The following is a 23600-nucleotide window of genomic DNA, read 5'->3' as shown; positions in this document are numbered from 1 at the left end:
TTTTATAAATGTTAGAAAAACGAATTGAAACTGCTTTTGTCAAAGCTACTCACCAACGTGGGGGCCTTTGCCTGAAGTTCACCTCCCCATCGATGGCCGGAGTACCTGATCGGTTAGTTCTCCTGCCTGATGGCCACATGGGCTTTGTGGAGATGAAGGCTCCTGGTAAGCATCCCCGCCCGTTGCAAGTACAAAGAATCAACCAATTAAAACGGCTTGGCTACCAGGTTTTTGTTTGCGACCAGTTTGATCAGATTGGGGGAATGCTTGATGCAATACAAGCCGCATGAATATCAACAATATGCAACTCAGTTTATTCTGGACCATCCCATAGCAGCTATCTTGCTTGATATGGGACTTGGTAAAAGCGTCATTACTTTGACGGCCATCAAGCAACTCATCAATTGTGGTGAAGTGCAAAGAGTCTTAGTTGTTGCACCATTGCGCGTGGCAAAACAAACCTGGCCGGAAGAAATTGAAAAGTGGGACCACTTAAAAGGCCTTACCTACTCTGTTGTCACTGGTTCTAGGACACAAAGAATCAAAGCACTACAACAAGATGTCAACATTTATATCATCAACCGGGAAAACTTGAAATGGCTAATTGAATCCTCTGGTACTTCCTTTGACTATGACATGTTGGTGATCGATGAACTCTCCAGTTTTAAGTCCTACCGCTCACAACGCTTCAAAGCCCTCAAACGAGTACGACCCTTGATTAAACGCGTGGTTGGCTTAACAGGTACACCGTCGTCTAATGGCTTGATGGATCTGTGGGCGGAATTCCGCGTACTGGACATGGGCCAACGACTCGGGCGCTTCATCTCATCTTACCGGATGAACTACTTTGACCCCGACAAACGGAACATGTATCAAGTGTTTACCTACAAACCCAAGCCTGGCGCTGAGCAAAGTATCTACCGTGCCATTGATGACATCACCATTTCTATGAAGTCTAAGGACTACTTGAATCTGCCACCATTAACTATGAACACCGTTCCGGTAAAAATGAGTAATAGTGAGCAGGCAATCTATGATGAGCTTAATGCCCAGCTAGTAGTTTCAACCCAGGGTAAACAAATCGATGTCCTCAACGCAACCAGTCTATCGAATAAACTTTGCCAGATGGCAAATGGTTGTGTCTACGACGACCAGCAGCAGATTGTTCAAATTCACCAGCGAAAACTTGATGCCCTTGAAGATTTGGTTGAAGCTGCTAATGGTAAACCTGTCTTGGTAGCTTACTGGTTCAAACATGATCTAATCCAGATTAAAAGTCGTTTCAAAGTTCGTGAGATCAAAACACCCCGTGACATTCAGGACTGGAATGCTGGTAATATTCCATTGGCATTGATTCATCCTGCTTCTGCCGGACATGGTCTCAACCTGCAGGCTGGTGGTGCCACCTTGATTTGGTATGGATTAACTTGGAGTCTGGAACTCTACCAGCAAACTAACGCTCGGCTCTGGCGACAAGGACAGCGTCAGCCAGTAGTTATCCACCACATCATCACCGAAGGAACCATTGACGAAAACATTCTGGCTGCCTTGAAACGTAAAGATAAAACCCAGTTAGCTTTAATTAACGCAGTGAAAGCCAACCTGAAAGGAAGTGTTATGGCATGAGTATCATGTGGAATTACTTAGACAAACGGCGAGCAACCGTTGCAGCCTTGAAAGATTACGATGGTATGAAGTTCATCATTGACTCTTACCAAGACGACTTGAAGCTAGCCAGGGAACAAATGATTGGTGTCAGTTCGCCACGCTACGGTTTCGTACCTGGCGGCAGTAAAAAAGATAACCCAACTGAGCATCGCCTGCTGCATGGCATCGATGAGACAACCAAGCTGAATGAACGCTACCAACAAGCCCAACTTTACTTCAAGTGGTTCGAGCCAGCCTGGCAAGAGTTATCTGAAGACGAGCGCTTTGTTTTAGATGTCTGCTATCGCACTCCAAACCAGTCAATGAACGAGGGACTAACCATCGTGATGGACAAGTACTTCATTGCGAAAACCACTGCTTACAATCGAAAGAACAAAGCACTCGATCACCTCACGCTCTTACTTTATGGATCCCATCATTAGAAAGGTAAAACGCAGAACAAACAATCAGCCTATCCATGTTACGATAGTAGTGTAGAAAATTAGGATAAAGGCATTTGCTTTATAACATTGAAGCCTGGCGGTGCAAACTGCTGGGCTTTTCTTATAACCTCAGAAAGGAGGAGTGTCATGCCTTACTCACCTAAGAAACCCTGTCGCTACCCTGGCTGCCCACGATTAACCCACAACACTTATTGTGACGCGCACGCCAAGCAAGTCAGCTCTCACTATAATCGTTACCAACGACCAAAGCGTAGTCGTCCGCGCTATCATTACGGCTGGCCAAAGATCCGTCAACGCTACTTGCTCCACCATCCCTTCTGTGAGATGTGCCTAAGCCAAGGAAGGTATACCCAAGCCACCGAGGTCCATCACGTTCTGCCTCTGGAACACGGCGGCACCAACGAGTTCAAGAACCTGATGGCATTATGTAAGCCATGCCACTCCCGCATCACCGCCCAGATGGATGATCGCTGGCATAAAAAGCCACGTCGATATCATTACTAAACCACGGAGGGGGCCATCAAATCCTTAAAAATTTTTCGCGCGGGAGCGGGCCTGGGCCTTCGTGTACAAAAAATCGAAATCAAACAGGGTATTAACCCCTGCCGGAAGGAGGGAGAGATTTGGCTAAAGATGGTACGAATCGTGGTGGATCCCGAATTGGTGCTGGACGTAAACCTAAGTCACTTCACGATAAGCTCGAAGCTGGCCAAGAAGCAACCGTCATTGATTTGCCAGAGCCAGCTAATCTGGAAGGCCACGTGATGCCGCCAGTCAAGAAATACCTCAAGGCCAAACAGAAGAATGGTTTAGAATTTGACGCCGCTGATATTTTCAAAGAAACCTGGGAATGGTTGGTCGAACGTGGTTGTGAAAAGCTAGTTAACACTCAGCTGATTGAACACTATGCCGTTAGCGTTAGCCGGTGGATCCAGTGCGAAGAATGTATCTCTAAGTTTGGTTTTCTCGCTCGCCACCCTACCACTGGTAATGCAATTGCTTCACCATATGTTTCCATGAGTCGTGACTACATGAAGCAATCGAGCCAATTATGGTTTCAGATTTTTCAAGTGGTTAAAGAAAACAATGCCACGACTTATCAAGGATCAACACCACAAGATGATGTCATGGAAAGACTCTTAAGAAGTCGGAAAGGAATGAACTAATGAAATTTGTTAAGAAAAAAATACCGGACCTCATCCCCGCGGATTACAATCCACGAAAAGACTTAAAGCCAGGTGATCCTGACTACGAAAAGCTAAAACACTCAATGAAAGAATTCGGCTACGTTGATCCAATCATCTGGAACCAGCAAACTGGTCGCGTGGTTGGCGGACACCAGCGGTTAAAGATTCTCCAGGATGAAGGGATCAAAGAAGCCGAGTGTGTTGTCGTTAATTTAAATGAAGACAAAGAAAAAGCTCTCAACGTTGCCCTCAATAAAATCAGCGGTGATTGGGATAAAGACAAGTTGGCCTTGCTAATGACTGACTTACAAGCCAGCGACTTGGATGTTTCCTTAACTGGCTTTGACGAGAATGAGATCTCAGACCTTCTTAGCACCGCTGACGATACGCATGATGATGATTTTGACGTTGATAGCGAATTGGATAAACCGACCTTTTCAAAGCCTGGTGACTTATGGCACTTAGGTAAACACACTTTATTATGTGGTGACGCTACTAAAACAGAAAGCTACCAGAAATTACTGGGTGATCATAAGGTCAACCTAGTATTAACCGATCCTCCATACAATGTCGATTACTCTAGCAAAGCTGGCAAGATCAAGAATGATCATCAAGCCGATGACAAGTTCTACCAGTTTCTGCTTGCTGCTTTTCAAAATATGAATCAAGCAATGGCTAACGATGCCAGCATCTATGTATTTCACGCCGATACGGAAGGCCTTAACTTCCGCCGTGCTTTCCAAGATGCTGGATTTTATTTATCCGGTTGCTGTATCTGGAAGAAGCAATCATTAGTACTTGGTCGCTCTCCCTATCAGTGGCAACATGAACCCGTACTCTATGGATGGAAGAAAGATGGCAAACACGAATGGTACACCGGGCGAAAGGAATCCACCATCTGGGAATTTGATCGCCCAAAGCAGAGTAAGGAACACCCAACGATGAAACCAATCCCACTACTAGCCTATCCAATCATGAATTCCACCATGTCCAACTGTACCGTTCTCGATCCATTCGGTGGTTCCGGTTCAACTCTGATTGCATGCGAGCAAACTAATCGGATTTGTTACATGATGGAACTGGATCCTAAATACTGTGATGTGATTGTTAATCGCTACATCAAACAAGTCAATTCGGATCAAGATATCAGTGTGGAAAGAGATGGTCATATAATTCCTTACAGTAATCTAAAGAAGCCGGCCTAAAGCGCGGGAAAGCCTTGCTATCTGCGCCTTTTAGAGTGATGTATACAGTGATCAAACAAGGAGGTACAGAATATGGAAATTAATTTTAATGTTCATGGTCAACAGCGTAAAAAGCTAGTCGAACAGATTGCTAACTATACTCAACAAAAAGCTGAATATCAGTACACACCAACCTACGCATACCAGATTGGCAAATACACTGTCAGTAAAGATGGGAACCTTTCATCCCCTGATGAGATTCCATCCAACCTAATCGACAAACTTAAACAACTTGGTTTCCGGCCCGCTAACATTATCAAATTGCATCTTGCTTACCGTCGAGACGACTTTACCGATCAAGCCTTAGAAAACCTGCGTCACCTAATTTGGGCCAAGGGACAGCTAATCAAAGATGCTTGTCAGCTCGATTCGCTAAAACTAGACGTTGATGATCAACAGGTGACATTTAACTGGTTCAACAAGGTAAATCTTGATGATGCCACAGCTTATCAACAATTTATCGACAAACTTGTGCAATATGCAAAAAATCATCAACGGATTGTGTCAGAACCTCATGAAGAAAGCAATGAGAAATATGCTTTTCGTTGTTTTCTACTACGCCTGGGTTTTATCGGTCCCGAATACAAAACACAACGGAAAGTACTGTTACGAAATTTAGCCGGATCAGCTGCTTTTAAGAATCAGGAGGCCTAATCATGAGCAGAATCAAAAATGAACTAGCTAGACGTGACCGCATTCGCCAGCAGGTCTTACAAATTCGCAATACTGGCGAAGTAAACATGTTTGATATCGAGAATGTTAAACGACTGGCCTACTATTACAACTGCCACGATTTGATCGATTACCTGACTACTGAACGGGCCGGCTATGTCAATTTGATTTTAACTGGTAAATTCAATTAATCATTAAGCATTGAGTTCATTCTCAGTGCTTTTTTAGTACTAATGAAAGGAAGTGATGTTTTCTTGAGAAAGTTAAAAGATTATAAACCAACTCGTTTTATGGCTAAGGATTCCACTTACAGCAAAGATGCAGCTGATTTTGCAGTTTCTTTCATTGAATGTCTCTGCCATACTAAGGGAACTTGGGCAGGAAAACCCTTTGACTTGATTGATTGGCAAGAAAAGATTATTCGTGACATCTTCGGTATTCTGAAGCCTGATGGCTACCGCCAATTCAATACTGCTTATGTTGAGATTCCAAAGAAACAAGGAAAATCAGAACTAGCGGCAGCAGTCGCTCTTTTGCTTTGTTGTGCAGATGGTGAGGAACGAGCCGAAGTGTATGGTTGTGCCGCTGATCGGCAACAAGCAGCGATTGTTTTCGACGTGGCCGCTGATATGGTACGAATGAACCCGGCTTTGAAGAAACGATGCAAAATTCTCGCTTCACAAAAACGGCTGATCTATGAACCCACTAATAGTTTCTATCAGGTTCTATCTGCTGACGCTTATTCTAAACATGGGTTCAATGTGTCCGGAGTTATCTTTGACGAACTGCATACCCAACCGAACCGGAAACTCTATGACGTTATGACGAAGGGATCAGGGGATGCCAGAACGCAACCTCTTTACTTTCTAATAACCACTGCTGGTAATGATGAAAATTCAATCTGTTATCAAGTCCATCAAAAAGCAATTGATATCATGAAAGGTCGCAAACATGATCCCCGCTTTTATCCGGTAATTTATGGTGCTGGTCGGGATGAAGATTGGTCGAGCCCCGAAGTCTGGAAAAAAGCTAATCCTTCTTTAGGAATTACAGTCAAAATGGAGAAAGTAAAAGATGCCTATAATTCAGCCAAAGAAAATCCTGCTGAAGAAAACACCTTCCGTCAACTCCGTTTAAATCAGTGGGTTAAACAAGATGTCCGATGGATGCCGATGGATAAATGGGATGCTTGTGCTTTCCCAGTTGATCCTAATGAACTACGGGGACGAGATTGTTACGGTGGACTCGACCTGTCGTCGACTACTGATATCACTGCTTTTGTTCTAGTGTTTCCACCAAGGGATGATTCTGAAGGTTATACCCTTCTACCCTATTTCTGGATTCCCGAAGATAATGTTGACTTACGAGTTCGGCGTGATCATGTTCCATACGATATTTGGAAACAACAAGGTTATCTGCAAACAACAGAAGGTAATGTAGTTCACTACGGATTCATCGAACACTTTATTGATGATCTGGGAAAGAAATATCACATCCGTGAAATTGCCTTCGACCGGTGGGGAGCTGTCGAAATGGTTCAAAATCTTGAAGGTATGGGATTCACCGTGGTCCCGTTTGGCCAGGGATTTAAGGACATGACGCCTCCAACTAAAGAACTAATGCGATTAACTCTGGAAAAGAAGATCGCTCATGGTGGTCATCCGGTCTTACGCTGGATGATGGATAACATCTACATCCGCACTGACCCAGCCGGAAATATTAAACCGGATAAGGCTAAGTCAACCGAAAAAATTGATGGCGTAGTGGCCACCATTATGGGACTGGATCGTGCTATCCGAAATGAGGATAATGGTGATTCTGTTTATGATGGTCGAGGCCTATTGATGTTGTAATTGCGTAGGACTGAAAGGAGTTGATGCCATGGGTTTATTTAATAAATTATTCCATACCAATAAAGCTTAACCTAAAAACACCTTGTCTAGCACCATGTCATTTTTCTTCGGCAGTTCGATGGCTGGCCAAAATGTGACCGAACGTACTGCAATGCAAAATACTGCAGTTTATGCTTGTGTTCGAGTCTTGGCTGAAGGATTAGCTGAACTACCACTTCATATTTATCAATACACCAGCGATGGTGGTAAACAGCGGGCAATTAACCACCCACTTTATTTTTTGCTTCATGATGCGCCAAATCCAGAAATGACCAGTTTTATCTTTCGTGAAACCATGATGAACCATTTATTACTGTGGGGTAATGCCTATGCACAAATCATTCGAAACGGTCAAGGCAAGATCACCGGACTCTATCCTTTGATGCCTGATCGAATGGACGTTAACAGAGCTGCCAACGGTGAAATCTACTATACCTATACTCGCAACTACGATGATTACCAGGCAAAAAATAAATCGAAACAAGTAATTCTCTTGTCCGATGAAGTCCTTCATATCGCCGGATTGGGTTTTGATGGTTTGATTGGTTACAGTCCCATTGCTATGGCTAAGAATGCGATTGGATTATCCATGGCTGCCGAACAATACGGAGCCACTTTCTTCAAAAATGATGCCACGCCTGGTGGTGTTCTAGAGCACCCTAATGTAGTCAAAGACCCTGAACGGCTTCGGAAAAGTTGGCAGTCACAATTTTCGGGATCTAATAATCACAGCATTGCTGTCTTGGAAGAAGGAATGACTTTTCACCAGCTTTCCATTCCACCCGACCAAGCGCAATTTCTTGATACTCGAAAATTCCAACTCGACGAAATTGCCAGAATTTTTCGTGTACCACCGCATATGGTTGGTGACCTAGATCGTTCGACTTTCTCAAATATCGAGCAACAATCACTCGAATTTGTAAAGTACACCCTGAACCCTTGGTGTATTCGCTGGGAACAAGCTATGAATCAACAGCTACTTTCCGCTGATGATCAACGAAAGTTTTTCGTTAAATTCAATGTTGATGGACTACTACGTGGCGACTACGAAAGCCGAATGAATGGCTATGCAATTGGACGCCAAAATGGTTGGTTGTCTGCAAATGATATTCGGGAACTTGAAGATCTTAACCGCATCCCTACTGATGAAGGTGGTGATCAGTACTTGGTTAACGGTAACATGCTGCCACTTAACCAAGCCGGTAATTTCTATAACACGCAAACAACCAAAGAAAGTGAGGAACCAAAAGAATGAAACGTTTCTGGAACTGGAAACAAAATGGTGATCAGCGGCAACTAGCTATCTCTGGGGTAATTGCTCCTGATAGCTGGGTGCATGACGATGTTTCACCACAGGTATTCCAAGACGAACTTAATGAAAGTCAGGATCCAATCGATCTCTGGCTGAACTCCCCTGGTGGTGATTGTACCGCTGCCAGTCAAATTTATACCATGCTGATGAATTACCCGAATGAAGTCAATGTCAAAATCTCAGGTATTGCGGCATCTGCTGCTTCGGTAATTGCGATGGCTGGAACTACTGTTTCAATGGCTCCTGCGGCTATGCTAATGATCCACAATCCACTGACTATTGTCGGCGGTCAAGAAAGAGATCTCGACCACGCTGCGCAAATGCTAGCTGAAACCAAGGAGTCGATCATCAATGCCTATGAGCTGAAAACCAACCTGCCCCGTGAAAAGATTTCAACAATGATGGATAACGAAACTTGGATGAACGTCAATAAAGCTATCGAATTAGGCTTTGCTGATGCCATGCTGGGTGACAATAAGAATGTCACAGATTGTTACTCGTATTCCGATAAGCAATCTGACCTGGTGTTATTGAATAAACTCAAGCCTAAAGCAAAATCTACTATTTCTGTAAAGTCGCTGCAAAAGCGGCTTTCTTTGTTATCACACTAATTTAGGAGGAACTTATCAATGAACAAGATTACTGAATTACAAGAAAAGCGTGCCCGTATTTGGAAGCAAGCAAAGTATTTCCTGGACACTAAACAAAAAGAAGCTGATGTACTTTCTGCTGAGGACAACGCTACCTACGAAAAGATGGAACAAGACGTCGTCAACTTGGGTAAGGAAATCGATCGGCTCCATAAGCAAGCCCAAATTGAAGTAGAACTCAATCAGCCCACAACTAAAGCCCTTACTAATACCCCGACTGCTGGAGAATTACCAAAGGGTCAGGATGCTTATGCGCAGAACTTTTGGCAAATGATGCGTGGTCATGCGGTCGTTGATGCACTAAAAGAAGGTACGGATCCAGATGGTGGCTTCCTAGTGCCAAATGAGTTTGAAAATCAACTGATTCAAAAGCTTAAAGAAGCCAACGTCCTGCGAACCATCAGCCATGTCATTCAAACAAATAGCGGTGAACATAAGATTCCGGTTGTCGCGAGCGAAGGAACAGCTGCTTGGCTCGAGGAAGAAGCAGCCTACACAGAATCTAATACTCAATTTAGTCAAGTATCCCTCAGTGCTCACAAATTGGGGACTCTGATCAAGGTATCGGAAGAACTACTGAATGACTCCGCCTTCGACTTGATGTCCTATTTATCTGATGAATTTGGTCGTCGACTTGGTAATGCTGAAGAACAAGCCTTCCTAACGAGTACCGGCACTGGCCAACCAACTGGTATCTTAACCGACACTAATGGTGCGTCTGCGGGATCCACAGCTGCTAAGGCCGATACATTGACTTTTGATGATTTGATCGAACTTTTCTATTCCTTAAGAGCACCATACCGTCAAAATGCTGTTTTCTTAATGAATGATGATACCGTGAAAACCATTCGCAAAATGAAGGATAACAATGGTCAATATATCTGGCAGCCTTCTGTTCAAGCTGGCCAACCAGATCGAATCCTCAATTGCCCAGTTTATACTAGTCCGTTCATGCCATCCATGGCCGCATCTAATAAACCAGTGCTCTTTGGTGATTTCAATTACTATTGGATTGCTGATCGTCAAGGTCGAACCTTTAAACGACTTAATGAACTTTATGCTGTAACTGGTCAAGTCGGTTTCTTGGGCTCGCAACGAGTAGATGGCAAAGTCATCCTCCCAGAAGCCATTAAAACTCTTGCCATGGCTGCTAAGTAGAAAGGACTGATGAAATGTGGCTGCTATTACTTTGGCCGAAGCAAAAGCCTACCTAAGAGTTGATAACACTGTTGAAGATGACCTCATCACAAAGTTGATTGGATCGGCGACTGCTACCGTCGAAAATGTCCTTCGTCAGCCTCTATCAGCATTTGATCCTCTCCCTGATGATATTCATACCGCGATTCTCTATACCGTAGCTTACCTTTACGAATATCGGGAAACGGCTGATTTTGATGCCATGATCAAGTTTCTTCGGGCCATCTTGTCCCCTTACCGGAAGGAGGAATTTTAATGCAACAGCAAAATAAACGGGTCAGTAAGATTGCTGATATTGGTGAACTAGATCGCCGCATTACGCTGATGAAAAAGAAATATGTCGGCGAAAATCCTAATACCGGAATGTCGATGTACAAGGATGTTCGCTTAGGCGATGTGTGGGCAAAAGTTTCTGCCCTACACGGTCAGGAATACTACACAGCGGTCACGGTGAAATTGGAAAAACAACTGTCATTCATCATCCGATACCGTGATGATATTGACGAAGAAACCAACATTTGGTTTGAAGGTCGTGGCTACAATATTGGCTTTATTGATGACGTTAAGTACAACCATGAGTATCTGGAAATTAAGGCTGAATATTCGAGAGGAGTTGATGATCCGAATGAAGACAACTAGTTTAACAGTAATTAATTCATGCTTTGGTGCAATTGGGGCTTTCCTCGGCTGGTTCTTAGGCGGACTGGATGGTTTTCTATATGTTCTACTCATTTTCATGGTAGTGGACTATATCACCGGAGTGCTTTGTGCCATTAACGAACATAAACTCTCCAGTGAAATTGGCTTTCGTGGGCTTACGCGCAAAGTGTTAATTCTATTATTGGTCGGTATTGCACATTGCCTTGATATTTACCTATTAAAGAATGGTTCAGCGATCCGTACTGCTACGATTTTCTTCTATATCTCTAATGAGGGCATTTCTCTATTAGAAAATATAAGCCGTCTGGGGCTACCCGTACCTGATAAATTGAAAAGTGTTCTCCAACAATTGCACGATAAGGACGATAATAACTAACTTTTACCTGTGGACTGCGGTCTGCAGGCTTTTTGTTGTTTCTATGGTAAAATATCATCAGGTCTGAAATGGTGGGTCGCTCCCAACATGGAAGGCTTAGTGATAAGGACATGGTCGCATCACCCCTCAACTATTCCTGATAACGCGAGGTGATGACTATGTTAATTTGGAAAGAATCGAGGACTCGGCATTACTGCCGCCATAGTTATCGTGGCAGTCGGCCAGTTGATCATTGACTGCGCCAAAGCCTACGCGATAATAAAAAAAGCCAACCATAACGGTTAGCTTCATCCTCGATCATTCCTGATCACGCTTGAGGGTAACGAGATGCAGCTCGTTGCTCTCTTTTCTTTTATTATGATAGCTGATCTATCCTGTTTTTTCAACTTTTTAGCTGGCAGTTTTCTGTCAGCTTTTTTCTTTTACCATGGTTTACTTTTCGACCTCCGCTGGCTTATCAGTGGAGGTAATTAAACATGGTGAAGAAAGTACAACCAGTAACCCATCAACCACTAATAACAAGTAAGAATATTAGCTCAGAGCAATTAATGAATGATTTGCATTATCAACAATCAAAACAAATTATTCAAAGTCTACTCAACAAGGGACTAATTTCGACTACTGAATTTAATGAAATAGATACTCTAAATAAACAATCATTTCTACCATTATTAGGACCTGGAAATATTGATACATCAAGGTTCTAGAGCTAACATACCACACTGACGAAAGGAGGATTGTCATGTCGACCATTACTAAAATTCAAAGCTACCATCGTGATGCCAAGCAACTCCGTGTAGCGGCCTATTGTCGAGTTTCAACTGACCACGTTGAACAACTTGAAAGTCTTGAGAATCAGCGTGAACACTATCAAAAATACATTAGCAATCAACCAAACTGGCAGTTAGCTAAGATCTATTACGATGAAGGAATCTCGGGTACCAAATTGACGAAGCGTGATGCCTTAAAAGAATTACTAGCTGATTGTCATAATCACCGAATTGACCTCGTAATTACCAAGTCGATCAGCCACTTATCACGGAATACAACCGACTGTTTACAAATAGTTCGAGAACTGCAGCAGTTGAACATTCCAATTATCTTTGAAAAGGAACACATCAATACTGGAGCAATGGCCAGCGAATTATTTCTATCAATTCTCAGCAGTATTGCTCAGGATGAATCTCATTCGACTGCAGGAAATTTACGCTGGTCAATCAGACAACGTTTCGCTAGTGGTGAGTTTCGAGTATCATCTGCTCCCTATGGATATTCAATTGAGGATGGCAACTTAGTTATCGATTCAGTGGAAGCCGGGGTTGTGCGAGAAATTTTTCAACAATTTTTAAGCGGGATGTCAGCTAGTCAAATTGCTAAAGGATTGAATCATAAACACATACCAACAAAGCGTAGTGGCCAATGGCGTAGTAACACCATTATTAATATCTTACGAAATATCAATTACACCGGTGATATGCTCTGTCAGAAAACTTACCGTGATGATCAATATCACCGTCATTTTAACCAAGGTGAACTCCCCCAATACTTAATTGAAGAGCATCACCCTAGTTTGGTTAACCACGAAACTTTTAACCGGGCTCAAGTCTTGCTTAAAGAAGCAGCCCAAAAACGCCATATCGAAACTGGTAGCCATAAATACCAACACCATTACCTTTTTTCTGGAAAAATCATCTGCGGTAATTGTGGGACTACTTTTAAGCGGCAAACACGTCCCCATAAAATTTACTGGGCCTGTCAAAAACATTTAAGGTCTGCTAAACAATGCCCAACTAAAGCAGTGTCTGAAGCAGGTTTGGAAGCAGCCTTCTGTAATATGATGAATAAACTGGTTCACAGTCGGAAGTTCTTATTACAGCCATTGTTAGAAGCCCTGAAAGAAGAAGCTAATGCCAACAGCGATGGTCAACTCATTTCTTTAAATAAGCAAATCAAGTCCAACGACCATAAGGCTGAAACATTAACCCAATTGATGCAAACTGGGTTACTCGACCGAGCCATCTATATCAATCAAACCACTAAGCTCGAGCAAGACACTTACCAATGTCAGGAAAAGATTAAACAGCTCAATGGTAAGAATACCGATTCAGCAAATAATTTTGAAGATGTTCGTACCTTGTTGAATTGGTGCCAGCAAGGGAAACAGCTTACTGAATTTGATGAAGGTATATTTCAAGAGTTCGTCCAACAGATTGTGGTTAACAGTTCAAACAAAGCAACCTTCATCTTGAAATGCGGATTAGCGTTACCTGAAAAGCTAAACAAAGCTGCCACCATCGATGAACACTTCTTTCGTAGTATCATCAAACAACGTTATAACGATCCAATCAAGCAAGCCGAATATTTGTACAGCATTATCGAAAGTGAAGGTGATTTAATTGGGTAAAGTACGCATTATTCCTGCCCATCAGCCAAAAGGAAACAGCGTCCATCATCAACGTAGTTCACAACCTTTTGAAAAGCTCCGGGTAGCTGCTTATTGCCGGGTTTCGACCGACTATGATGAGCAGGCTAGCTCCTACGAAACTCAGGTAGCTCACTACAAAGAGCTAATTCAAAAGGAACCAACCTGGGAATTTGCAGGTATCTATGCTGATGATGGAATCTCCGGAACCAACACCAAGAAACGGGAACAATTTAATAAAATGATCGCCGCCTGTAAAGCTGGCAAGATCGACCTCATTGTCACCAAGTCCATCAGCCGGTTATCCCGGAATACCATTGATTGTCTGAAGTACATTCGGGACTTAAAGGCCATCAATGTTGCGATCTTCTTTGAAAAAGAAAACATCAACACCATGGATGCCCAGGGTGAAGTTTTAATTACCATCATGGCTTCCCTCGCCCAACAAGAAAGTGAGTCCTTATCGCAAAACGTTAAAATGGGGATTCAATACCGTTACCAACAAGGTAAAGTGTTTGTCAATCATAATCACTTCCTCGGTTACACTAAAGATGATCAGGGAAATCTAGTAATTGAACCAGAGGAAGCCAAGGTCATTAAACGGATCTTCTATAGCTACCTAAACGGAATGACGATGAAACAAATCGCCGATTCGCTCAAAGCTGATGGTATCTTGACCGGTGGCAAAACAAAAAATTGGCGCTCTAGCGGCGTGGCTAAAATACTTAAAAACGAGAAATATATGGGTGATGCCCTTTTACAAAAGACTTACACCGTTGATTTTCTTAATAAAAAACGAGTGAAGAATGAAGGTATCATGCCACAATACTACGTGGAAAATGATCACCCGGCGATTATTCCCAAGTCTGTTTTCATGCAAGTGCAGCAGATCATCAAACAACGACGTAACGGAATCACCACTAAAAACGGTAAGCATCGGCGACTTAACGGCAAATACTGCTTCTCTCAAAAAATATTCTGTGGCAAATGCGGTGATATTTTGCAGCGAAACATGTGGTATCGGCCAGAAAAAGTGGCTGTGTGGCGTTGTGCCAGCCGAATAAGAAGAAGCAGGACTGGTCGCCGCTGCATGATCCGAAATGTTAAAGAGCCCCTTCTCAAGGAAGCTACCGTTGAAGCTTTCAACCAGCTCATTGAAGGGCATGAGCTGGCCAGCAAACAAATCAAAGCTAACATCATGAAAGTCATCAAAAGCTCCAAAGGACCAACACTTGACCAGCTCGATAAGCAACTAGAAGAAGTGCAGATGAAATTAATTCAAGCTGCTAACCAGCATCAAGACTGCGACGCACTAACCCAGCAAATCATGGACCTGCGGAAGCAAAAAGAAAAAGTCCAAAGTCGTGAAACTGATCAACAAGCCAAACTACACAACCTTGATGAAATCAACAAATTAGTCGAATTGCACAAGTATGGCTTAGTTGACTTTGATGAACAATTGGTTCGTCGCTTAGTAGAAAAAATCACCATCTTCCAACGCTACATGGAATTCACGTTCAAAGATGGTGAAGTAATTAGAGTTAATATGTGAAATTTATGGTGTACGGCACTCAGCTATTTTGGCTGGGTGCTATTTTAAACATTCTGATCTTTATTAAACCTAATTTACAGTAAGTTCGTGTTACTTAATAGTAATGAGTAGTTAAAACATTCTTAAATTTATTAAGTATCTTTGGTTTATCAATGGTTATCCCTAATTTTTGTAAAATAAAGATTCTAACCATAAAGCCGAATATTTTTGTCATATACGTCGAGTATACAACTCTCCTGCGAATTTTCGATATGATTATAAAACAGATCCGCATCGAATCGCTTTCGAGTTAAATATCACAGACTGAAAAAGGAGACAGAACTAGCTTGCTAGTTCGTTTTTCGACACGAAGCTAGCCTGTAGGGAACCCTCCGTCGAAGCGAAGTAAGTCTTTAGAAATCACAAAGAGATCGACATAGTAATTGGATTACTATTTTGTGTTTCATTACGCTTTATGACAGATATTAAGCAATAATCTTTGTTAATAGTGGCTTTTTTAGGAATCCTCTAATACATATTCAATTTTATCAATATGAGGAAAGTTCTTTTTTATTTTTATCGTCAATTGCTCCTTCTGTTCACAATTTATTTTCTTGTGAAGTTCCACAATGATGGAATGATTGTTGTTAGTGTCACTAACTGAAGTGACAGAATTAATATTATGTGATAACTTAGCAATTTTCTTGTTTTGTTTATTTTGCTTGATTAAACGCCTTTTATTCTTCTCATCTTCTGTTTGTCTTTGTCGGTTAATGATACTTGTTACCTGATTATTTAGCTGCCTCTCAGTTGCTACATTAAGCTGCGCTACCTGGATAACATTTAATGAATAGTCTTTAAGGTTATAATTGGTTAATCTTTTTTTGATACGTTTAATTTTTTGAGAATTTTCTTTGGAGCCAGAGATTGTCAGGTTAATAGTTTTATTTTGGTTATCAATATCTTCTTTAATAACTAGTGAATCAGCAAATTCGGACGCAACTAATTTATGGACATTATTTTCAATAATTGATTGTTGTACCATTTGTTTTGCAGAAAATATACTTGGAATAGTCAATGATAATATGGCGATTATAAAGAAAAACTCTTTTCTAGTAGGCAAACGAAAAAAGCTAGTAGAATAATTATTAGCATGGCTTAAATACCGCATAGCCTTAACTCCTAAAAATGCAGTTAAAATGATAAATACTGCATTAATTAAAAAGAGATAAGAGGCACCTAGAAAGAATGTTAAATTATGCGAAGCAATTCCATAGCCGACTGTACAAAGCGGAGGCATTAATGCCGTAGCGATAGCAACGCCTGGTACAATGTTAGTAGCTTCTTTTTTGCTAGCACCAATAATTCCTGCTACTCCTCCGAAGAATGCAATCATTACGTCCCAAATAGTTGGGCTAGTTCGAGCGATAATTTCTTTACTTGCATAAGAAAGCGGTGAAAAAAAGAAATAACTGGTTGAAGCTAAAAGACTAATAATGATTTCTACGAGGATTGTCGTACTACCGTTTTTAATTAATTTTATGTCGTAAATAGCCAGTCCAGTACCAATAGCTAATAAAGGAGACATAAGTGGTGAAATCAACATTGCCCCGATAATCGTTGCTGTTGAGTTCATGTTCAATCCAATACTAGCAATGAATATTGCACATGTTAGGATTACAAGATTCTCAATATTTAGTTTACTGTCATTCGTAAGCTTTTTGATAAAAGTATTAGTTAACATAATGGTCCTGCCTCCTTGTAATTTTAATTACTTATTGACTAACTGATAATAAGGTCCCGCCATTAAAAAATAGCGAGATGTATTAAGACTTGTTAGTTATGTATAGCCAACTATCTGGAAATTTTAACATATGGTACTTATTTTTTGCCCATTGCGTTTTATTAAGTTGATCGAAGAAAGGAGAAGATAAAGATTACGATAATTAATCAAAACTATTCCAAAAAGAATTATAAAAGGGCACCAATAAAGAAGGTTCACTTAAAGGTACTATTAGCTATTATCCTTGGACAGATGGCGTGTGGATATGCATTAGGTATTAGTGGAACCGCCCTCAGCGAAGCCCAAAATTATATCCATATTAATGACTTTTGGGTTGGCCTAATTGGAGCTGGTAGTTTACTGGGATTGATGGGGAGTACCATTATAGGTAGAATTGCAGACCGTATTGGTCGGCGAAAAATGCTTATGATTGATATGTATGTATTTTCTCTTTTCTCCCTTCTTCAGCTGCTAACAATAAATCAATTGGCTTTATTTCTTATCTGCTTCTTTATTGGATTAATGATTGCTATTGATTACACTGTTGGTAATTCATTGTTAGTAGAGTGGCTGCCACTCAATGAAAGTGGAAAAAAACAGAGCCAATTGATAATCTATTGGACTATTGGTTTTATCTTTTCTTACATAGCCGGAATAACAATTCATGGCTTTGGTAGCCGCAATTGGTAAATTATTTTAGATTCATCAGCCATTTTAGGCTTAGTGACTGCTGTTTTTCGTTCGGTTGCTAAACTACCAGCCTCGCCAAGTTGGTTGGCTAGTCAAGGTAAACATAAAAAGGCCCAGAAATTAATTCAAAAACATATTGGTAAAAAATGGGGACTTCCATCGAAATTCTTAAAGGCCATTTTAAAAAACCGGAAGAGCCGGAATTTTGATTGTCATTAAGAAACCAGTAGGCCTTTACCTCAAAATTCTGAAACATATTCTTATCACTTATTTTATTTTTCATGAAAGCACCTTCGTTCGTAATCATCATGTTTATTCTATATGTATTTAAAAAGAATAATTTTTGTCATATACGTCGAGTATACAACTCTCCTGCGAATTTTCGATATTCTAACCGAATTAGCATAAATTCAATATTATTTTTGTTAACTCAATCCTTAGTACAAAACTGACCGATTCGTACATACCACAAACGCTACCATATCAAGGCTCACCTCTACTTCCACTACCCTAATCGACACGACCTGCCAAACTGGACAATCGTCTACTCGACTATCGAAATAGGACATAGAACACTCGACCCGCCAGCTTCAAATAGAAGAAGTGTACTATTTCCAATAGTTCAGAAGGAAAAAAGTACACTTTCAATCATCTATAAATACCGTCAGAGCGCGGTTTATCGGCTATTTTTCTGTACGTTCAAGGACAGTAACACTCTCGACATGCGTCGTCTGTGGGAACTGGTCGACTGGCTGAATTGGCTTCGTGACGTGGTAGCCCTGTTCCGCAAACCGTTGAATATCACGAACCAAGGTCGCCGGGTTACAGCTAACATAAATTACCTTTTTCGGTGCCATCTTACCAGTGGCTTCAATTAATGATTCAGCGAGCCCCTTCCGTGGTGGATCCACAATCACAACATCCGGTTTCAACCCTTCCGCTTGCCACTTGGCAAACTGCTCTTCTGCCTTGCCAACAACAAACTCCGCATTCGTAATCTCATTGTTTTGCGCATTCTTCTTCGCATCTGCAATCGCGGCCGGTACAATTTCAACCCCATAAACCTGCTTGGCATGCTTAGCAACTGCTAGAGAAATCGTCCCAATTCCACAATAAGCATCAATCACGGTCTGAGAACCATCAAGTTCTGCATTATCAATGGCTGCTTGATACAACCGTTCCGTCTGTTGCGGATTAACCTGGTAGAAAGATAATGGCGAAATTGCAAAATCAATCCCTAATAATTGGTCATGAATTTCGTCCGCTCCCCAAAGCGTCACATCCTGATCGCCAAGCAATCGATTCGTACGGCGATCATTAATATTTTGCACAATACTTTTCACTTCTGGGACGCCAGCCACGATGCCATCCACAATCTGTTGCTTCATCGGTAAGTGCTTAGTATTAGTAACCAAAACAACCATCACTTCATGACTGTAATAACCACGCCGCACCATAACTGTCCGAATAATTCCCTTACCAGTTTGTTCATTATACGGCGTCACGTGATACTTCCGAAGCAGATCTCGAACGACCACAATTGCCTGATCAATTGCAGGATCCTGAATATAGAAATCTTCAATTGGGACAAGGGTGTGGCTACCCCGCTTATAAAATCCCGTTTCTAGCTGACCACGAATCATTTTTACTGGTACCTGAGCCTTATTACGATAATGGTATGGCTTTTCCATCCCTAAAGTTGGCAACACTTCGATATTATCTAAATGCGCCTTTGCTAAAAGTTCTTGAATCTGATGCTGCTTAAACTTTAGTTGTGCTTCATACTTTAGATGGCCAAGTGGCGCAATGCCCGTCTGAATATATTTTTTATTTTGCACATCAACTCGATCCGCACTTTTAGTTTGCCAATCCATCACCCGTCCCCACGCGAAATGACTAGCAACCTTCGTAATCCGAACCGTAATTTGCTCTCCCGGAAGCGCGTTTGGGACAAACACGGGAAAGTCATCAATTTTAACTAAGCCATTGCCTTCGTAAGTTAAATCAGTGATCGTTGCTGAATATTCTTCATTTTTGTGTACTGGAATTTGGCGTTTCACAGTTCTTCCTCCATTATTAACGTTTGTAATGTTTTCATTATAACAAAGCTCGTGTAGCAGATACCGACATTTTCAAAAAGCATTTCGCCCCGATTTAAGGAAAAGTTATTTTATATTATGTTTTTCATAAGACGGTTTCGTAAATATATCTTTTTATAAAACATTCAGGTATGATTAAGATACTAAATAACCACATATTTCTGAGGAACTCGTTATCATGGTCAAACCCTGCAATATCGTATTCACTCAATGAATCATCATTTTTGATTCATGGCAAAGAAAGACCATAGGTGAAAATATGTACTGGATTTGGGTATTAATCGTAGGTGGTTTAATCGGATTAGTTGCGGGAGCAATTACTAAACGGGGTGGCTCCATGGGCTGGATCGCTAACATCATTGCAGGATTAGTTGGCTCCTCCCTGGGTCAAGCATTATTATGATCATGGGGACCAAGCCTCGCTGGTATGGCAATTATCCCGTCATTAGTGGGAGCCATCATCCTAGTATTAATTGTCTCGCTCATTTTCGGGGTTAAGAAAGATCCTGCTTAAATAATGATCAGGTTGGGAAGTGCTCCCCAGCCTTTTTATTTGGTTTACTTTCAAACTTACTAATTGTAAGTTATAATAAAGATACAATCTTTGGAGGTGACAATCTGATGAGTAAAATTTTTGTTGTTGGCGGATCAGGCCGGGTTGCAACTGACTTAATTAAAGATCTTGTTAATGCAGGGCATGACGTCATCGCCGGTGCTCGTCATCCCGAGAAAGTCTGGCAAAATGACCATGTTACGGCCTTCAAACTAGACCTGCACAGTGATGTTTCAGAAATTGCCAAGCAATTCAATGGTGCTAATGCCATTTATTTTGTGGCTGGATCACGGGGTCAAGATCTACTGCAAACGGACGCCATGGGTGCAGTTAAAACGATTCAGGCAGCTGATCAAGTTGGCATCAAACGCTACATCATGCTGAGTTCGATGTACGCGCTCCAACCTGAAAAGTGGCAAGATTATCCAGCCTTAGCCGCAATTACCGATTACAACATCGCAAAATTCTTTGCGGATGATTATCTGGTAAGCAGTACCGACTTAGATTACACCATTATCCAACCGGCTTTACTCACGGAAACGCCCGCAACTGGTAAAGTTACGTTTGGCGAAGGTCAAGATACCACCAATTCTATTGCAGACGTGGCGCAAGTCCTCGCTGATGTCTTAAATGCACCGAACACCATTAAAAAAGTCATTATGATGCGGGCTGGTGACACCCCAATTGCAGAAGCAATCCAGCAAATTTAAATGATTCCACGAGATAAGAAAACGACTTCAGGATCTCCTGAAGTCGTTTTTTGACTACCATCAATTATTTATCGTTCTGTTTAATTTGATCGACACCGCGAACAAAATCATCTTCCGCCTTTTTCATATCTGGCGTCAACGTTGAAATGGCTTGATTAGGAATCGCATCAACATCGGCAACAATATCCAGGTGCTGACGTAATGCTTGAAAGTGCATTGGTGCGTCCCCACCATACTCACCATCAAGGTTAATCATCAACCGTTCATTTTGTTCAACCGGTGTAATTTCGACATCCTTGGCCTTCACATAAATTACTCGTGGATCACCAATATGGGTTCCCTTGAGGGTCTTTGCCATCAATTGCATTAGGCCGACCATATTGCTATCCTTCACGATAATCAAGGAAAACATTCCGTCATCCAAGGCCGCGTCTGGAACGATTTGCTCAAAACCACCAACTGAGTTAGTTAGCGCTAAGAACACCGTCGAAGCCATCCCATCGAATTCATGACCATCATATTTAATGTTCATATTAACCGGCTTTACCTGGGGTAGCATTTCAGCCCCTTTGGCAAAGTAAGCTAGATAGCCGAAGAGAGACTTCATTTGGCTGGAAACATCGTAAGTTAATTCGGTCAATGTTCCACCCGCCGCAATGTTCATGAAGTAGTTATCGCCCGCTTTTCCCAAGTCAATCTTAAAATGATTCTGGGGATTTAAAATTAGCTTAGCAGCGGCAACTGGATCTTCTCGTGGAACGTGCAGGGCCCGCGCATAGTCATTCGTGGTTCCGGCAGGAATAATTGCTAGGCGTGGTCGTTGATCTAAACCGGCAATCCCATTGATTACTTCATTCAACGTTCCGTCACCACCCGCAGCAATGATTAGGTCAAAGCCCTCTTGGGCCGCCCGCGCTGCTTCGTTTTTGGCGGAATTTGGTTCCGGTGTAGTCGCAAAGGCACTCGTTTCATACCCTGCCAGTTCATAAATTGCCAGGATGTCAGCCAGATCATCATGCATCGCTTCACGACCAGCGACTGGGTTATAAATAATCCGTGCTCGTTTCCGCATTGCTGACCTCCTGATTATTGTGCATTCAATGACTTCATTAACAGTTGGTTAACCACTTGTGGGTTTGCCTTACCACGGGTCTGCTTCATAATTTGACCGACTAAGTAGCCAACTGCCCGATCCTTACCATTCTTAAAGTCTTCAATTGATTGTTGGTTATTTGCCAAAATATCATCAATGATTGGTTGCAATTCCTTAGGATCAGATAATTGAACCAAACCATGCGCCTTGGCATAGGCAGCAGGTTCTTCACCAGCAATAATTCCCTTAAAGACCTTCTTAGCCATCTTCGATGAAATCGTACCATCCGTAATTAACTTAACCATTCCCGCTAAGTTAGCTGGTGTTAACTTCGTATCTTGAAGATCCACTTGTTCATCGTTCAGATAGCTATTAACGTCATTCATCAAGTAGTTAGCAACCCGCTTTGGATCTGCCCCATCCTTAACCGCTTCGTCGAAGAAGTCAGACATTTCCTTAGTTTGGGTTAAGACCATTGCGTCATAGTCAGAAAGCCCTAAATCATTAGTGTAACGTTTCCGCCGTTCACCTGGCATTTCTGGCATTTCACCCTTAATCTCATTAATCCATTCATCGGAAACGTCCAATGGTGGAATATCAGGTTCAGGGAAGTAGCGATAATCTTCGCTTCCTTCCTTGCTTCGCATTGAGACGGTTTCCTTAGTGGCTTCATCATACCGCCGGGTTTCTTGGGCAATCGTACCACCAGATAAGATAACTTGTTGGTGCCGCTTCTCTTCAAATTCAAGCGCATTCTTAACGTAGTTGAAGGAGTTGATGTTCTTCATTTCCGTCTTAGTACCAAATTGATCAGAACCAAATGGCCGGATAGAAATGTTGGTGTCCACCCGCATGGACCCTTCTTCCATCTTCACGTCAGAGATCCCAGTAAATTGAATTCGCTGACGCAGTGCTTCCAAATAAGCAACTGCTTCATCTGCTGAAGCAATGTCCGGCTTAGAAACAATTTCAATCAATGGCGTTCCCTGCCGATTTAAGTCGACATAAGAATATTGCCCAGTGTGCGTGTTCTTTCCGGCATCTTCTTCAATGTGCATTTCGGCAATCCCGATCTTCTTTTTCTTGCCGTTGACTTCAATTTCAACCCAACCATCCGTTGCAATCGGCGTATCGGATTGAGTAACCTGGTAAGCCTTTGGGTTATCTGGATAGAAATAGTTTTTCCGGTCAAAGTGCATGTGCTTGGTAATATTAGCGTGCAATGCTAATCCTGCCATGATCCCATCTCTAACAACCCCTTTATTTAGGGTTGGCAAGGTTCCTGGATAGGCCCAGTCAATCACATTAGTATTGAGGTTTGGTTCCACCCCATATTGAACTGGGGAAGGACTATAAATTTTGGAGTTAGTCTTTAATTCAACGTGGACTTCAAGACCAATGGTTGTTTGAAAATTCAT

23 protein-coding genes and 2 pseudogenes are annotated in these 23600 nt (G+C 41.9%); 21 read left to right on the top strand and 4 right to left on the bottom strand.

Going from position 1 to position 23600, the window contains the following annotated elements:
- The first annotated feature begins 8 nt into the window (after positions 1-8).
- The 18 genes from HMPREF0501_RS04540 to HMPREF0501_RS04455 all read left to right on the top strand — a co-directional run bounded on the left by HMPREF0501_RS04540 (position 9) and on the right by HMPREF0501_RS04455 (position 15275).
- Complete coding sequence (locus HMPREF0501_RS04540) at positions 9-290, top strand: VRR-NUC domain-containing protein (RefSeq protein WP_006916679.1); 282 nt, start codon at positions 9-11, stop codon at positions 288-290.
- Positions 271-1626, top strand: a complete 1356-nt coding sequence (locus tag HMPREF0501_RS04535) for a DEAD/DEAH box helicase (RefSeq protein ID WP_006916678.1) — start codon at positions 271-273, stop codon at positions 1624-1626. The genes HMPREF0501_RS04540 and HMPREF0501_RS04535 overlap by 20 nt, the downstream gene beginning before the upstream one ends.
- Positions 1623-2090 carry a hypothetical protein gene (locus tag HMPREF0501_RS04530; protein ID WP_006916677.1) on the top strand — a complete coding sequence of 156 codons (468 nt, stop codon included), beginning with the start codon at positions 1623-1625 and terminating at the stop codon, positions 2088-2090. The genes HMPREF0501_RS04535 and HMPREF0501_RS04530 overlap by 4 nt, the downstream gene beginning before the upstream one ends.
- Positions 2091-2237: 147 nt before the next feature.
- A complete protein-coding gene (locus HMPREF0501_RS09295) occupies positions 2238-2615 on the top strand; it encodes an HNH endonuclease (RefSeq protein WP_006916676.1) in 378 nt (125 codons plus the stop codon).
- 119 nt (positions 2616-2734) lie between these two features.
- Positions 2735-3277, top strand: a complete 543-nt coding sequence (locus HMPREF0501_RS04520) for a P27 family phage terminase small subunit (protein WP_006916675.1) — start codon at positions 2735-2737, stop codon at positions 3275-3277.
- Positions 3277-4503 (top strand): site-specific DNA-methyltransferase, encoded by a 1227-nt coding sequence (locus HMPREF0501_RS04515; RefSeq protein ID WP_006916674.1) that lies wholly within the window; start codon positions 3277-3279, stop codon positions 4501-4503. The genes HMPREF0501_RS04520 and HMPREF0501_RS04515 overlap by 1 nt, the downstream gene beginning before the upstream one ends.
- Positions 4504-4575: 72 nt before the next feature.
- Complete coding sequence (locus tag HMPREF0501_RS04510) at positions 4576-5196, top strand: hypothetical protein (protein WP_006916673.1); 621 nt, start codon at positions 4576-4578, stop codon at positions 5194-5196.
- A 2-nt stretch (positions 5197-5198) separates the two neighbouring features.
- Positions 5199-5405 (top strand): DUF5049 domain-containing protein, encoded by a 207-nt coding sequence (locus HMPREF0501_RS04505; RefSeq protein WP_006916672.1) that lies wholly within the window; start codon positions 5199-5201, stop codon positions 5403-5405.
- 63 nt (positions 5406-5468) lie between these two features.
- The gene (locus HMPREF0501_RS04500) at positions 5469-7067 is read left to right on the top strand and encodes a terminase large subunit (RefSeq protein ID WP_035160208.1); all 1599 of its coding nucleotides are present in this window, start codon (positions 5469-5471) and stop codon (positions 7065-7067) included.
- Positions 7068-7149: 82 nt separating this feature from the next.
- Complete coding sequence (locus tag HMPREF0501_RS04495) at positions 7150-8361, top strand: phage portal protein (RefSeq protein WP_318175622.1); 1212 nt, start codon at positions 7150-7152, stop codon at positions 8359-8361.
- A complete protein-coding gene (locus HMPREF0501_RS04490) occupies positions 8358-9029 on the top strand; it encodes a head maturation protease, ClpP-related (RefSeq protein ID WP_003671987.1) in 672 nt (223 codons plus the stop codon). The genes HMPREF0501_RS04495 and HMPREF0501_RS04490 overlap by 4 nt, the downstream gene beginning before the upstream one ends.
- Before the next feature lie 18 nt (positions 9030-9047).
- Positions 9048-10226, top strand: a complete 1179-nt coding sequence (locus HMPREF0501_RS04485; protein WP_006916669.1) for a phage major capsid protein — start codon at positions 9048-9050, stop codon at positions 10224-10226.
- Between the two features lie 16 nt (positions 10227-10242).
- Entirely contained in the window at positions 10243-10521 is a 279-nt protein-coding gene (locus HMPREF0501_RS04480) for a head-tail connector protein (RefSeq protein ID WP_003671991.1), read from the top strand.
- Positions 10521-10904 carry a phage head closure protein gene (locus HMPREF0501_RS04475; protein ID WP_006916668.1) on the top strand — a complete coding sequence of 128 codons (384 nt, stop codon included), beginning with the start codon at positions 10521-10523 and terminating at the stop codon, positions 10902-10904. The genes HMPREF0501_RS04480 and HMPREF0501_RS04475 overlap by 1 nt, the downstream gene beginning before the upstream one ends.
- A complete protein-coding gene (locus tag HMPREF0501_RS04470; RefSeq protein WP_040455862.1) occupies positions 10891-11301 on the top strand; it encodes a holin family protein in 411 nt (136 codons plus the stop codon). The genes HMPREF0501_RS04475 and HMPREF0501_RS04470 overlap by 14 nt, the downstream gene beginning before the upstream one ends.
- 476 nt (positions 11302-11777) lie before the next feature.
- Positions 11778-12008 (top strand): SHOCT domain-containing protein, encoded by a 231-nt coding sequence (locus tag HMPREF0501_RS04465; RefSeq protein WP_006916666.1) that lies wholly within the window; start codon positions 11778-11780, stop codon positions 12006-12008.
- Between the two features lie 35 nt (positions 12009-12043).
- Positions 12044-13705 carry a recombinase family protein gene (locus HMPREF0501_RS04460; protein WP_006916665.1) on the top strand — a complete coding sequence of 554 codons (1662 nt, stop codon included), beginning with the start codon at positions 12044-12046 and terminating at the stop codon, positions 13703-13705.
- Positions 13698-15275: a recombinase family protein gene (locus tag HMPREF0501_RS04455; protein ID WP_040455859.1), complete on the top strand. Its 1578-nt coding sequence runs from the start codon at positions 13698-13700 to the stop codon at positions 15273-15275. Before HMPREF0501_RS04460 ends, HMPREF0501_RS04455 begins: the two co-directional genes overlap by 8 nt.
- 496 nt (positions 15276-15771) lie before the next feature.
- Here HMPREF0501_RS04455 and HMPREF0501_RS04450 read toward each other — a convergent pair whose 3' ends face one another.
- Entirely contained in the window at positions 15772-16998 is a 1227-nt protein-coding gene (locus HMPREF0501_RS04450; RefSeq protein WP_006916663.1) for a DUF389 domain-containing protein, read from the bottom strand.
- A 198-nt stretch (positions 16999-17196) separates the two neighbouring features.
- Here HMPREF0501_RS04450 and HMPREF0501_RS08725 point away from each other — a divergent pair.
- Positions 17197-17904, top strand: a pseudogene (locus HMPREF0501_RS08725) (MFS transporter); the annotation flags it as partial.
- A 506-nt stretch (positions 17905-18410) separates the two neighbouring features.
- On the opposite strand, the gene rlmD reads toward HMPREF0501_RS08725, so the two are convergent.
- Positions 18411-19787 carry a 23S rRNA (uracil(1939)-C(5))-methyltransferase RlmD gene (rlmD, locus tag HMPREF0501_RS04440; protein WP_006916661.1) on the bottom strand — a complete coding sequence of 459 codons (1377 nt, stop codon included), beginning with the start codon at positions 19785-19787 and terminating at the stop codon, positions 18411-18413.
- A 298-nt stretch (positions 19788-20085) separates the two neighbouring features.
- Here rlmD and HMPREF0501_RS04435 point away from each other — a divergent pair.
- Positions 20086-20340: pseudogene (locus tag HMPREF0501_RS04435) on the top strand (GlsB/YeaQ/YmgE family stress response membrane protein).
- A 107-nt stretch (positions 20341-20447) separates the two neighbouring features.
- Entirely contained in the window at positions 20448-21089 is a 642-nt protein-coding gene (locus HMPREF0501_RS04430; protein ID WP_006916659.1) for an NAD(P)H-binding protein, read from the top strand.
- 64 nt (positions 21090-21153) lie between these two features.
- Here the strand turns inward: HMPREF0501_RS04430 and HMPREF0501_RS04425 are convergent, their stop codons facing one another.
- Positions 21154-22161 (bottom strand): diacylglycerol kinase, encoded by a 1008-nt coding sequence (locus tag HMPREF0501_RS04425; RefSeq protein ID WP_006916658.1) that lies wholly within the window; start codon positions 22159-22161, stop codon positions 21154-21156.
- Between the two features lie 14 nt (positions 22162-22175).
- Complete coding sequence (gene gatB, locus HMPREF0501_RS04420; RefSeq protein ID WP_006916657.1) at positions 22176-23600, bottom strand: Asp-tRNA(Asn)/Glu-tRNA(Gln) amidotransferase subunit GatB; 1425 nt, start codon at positions 23598-23600, stop codon at positions 22176-22178.

Source organism: Limosilactobacillus coleohominis 101-4-CHN, from assembly GCF_000161935.1.
In the GTDB taxonomy this organism is placed as follows: Bacteria; Bacillota; Bacilli; order Lactobacillales; family Lactobacillaceae; genus Limosilactobacillus; species Limosilactobacillus coleohominis_A.
Note: the sequence above shows the minus strand (reverse complement) of the source record. Positions and strands in the feature narration are given on the sequence as shown.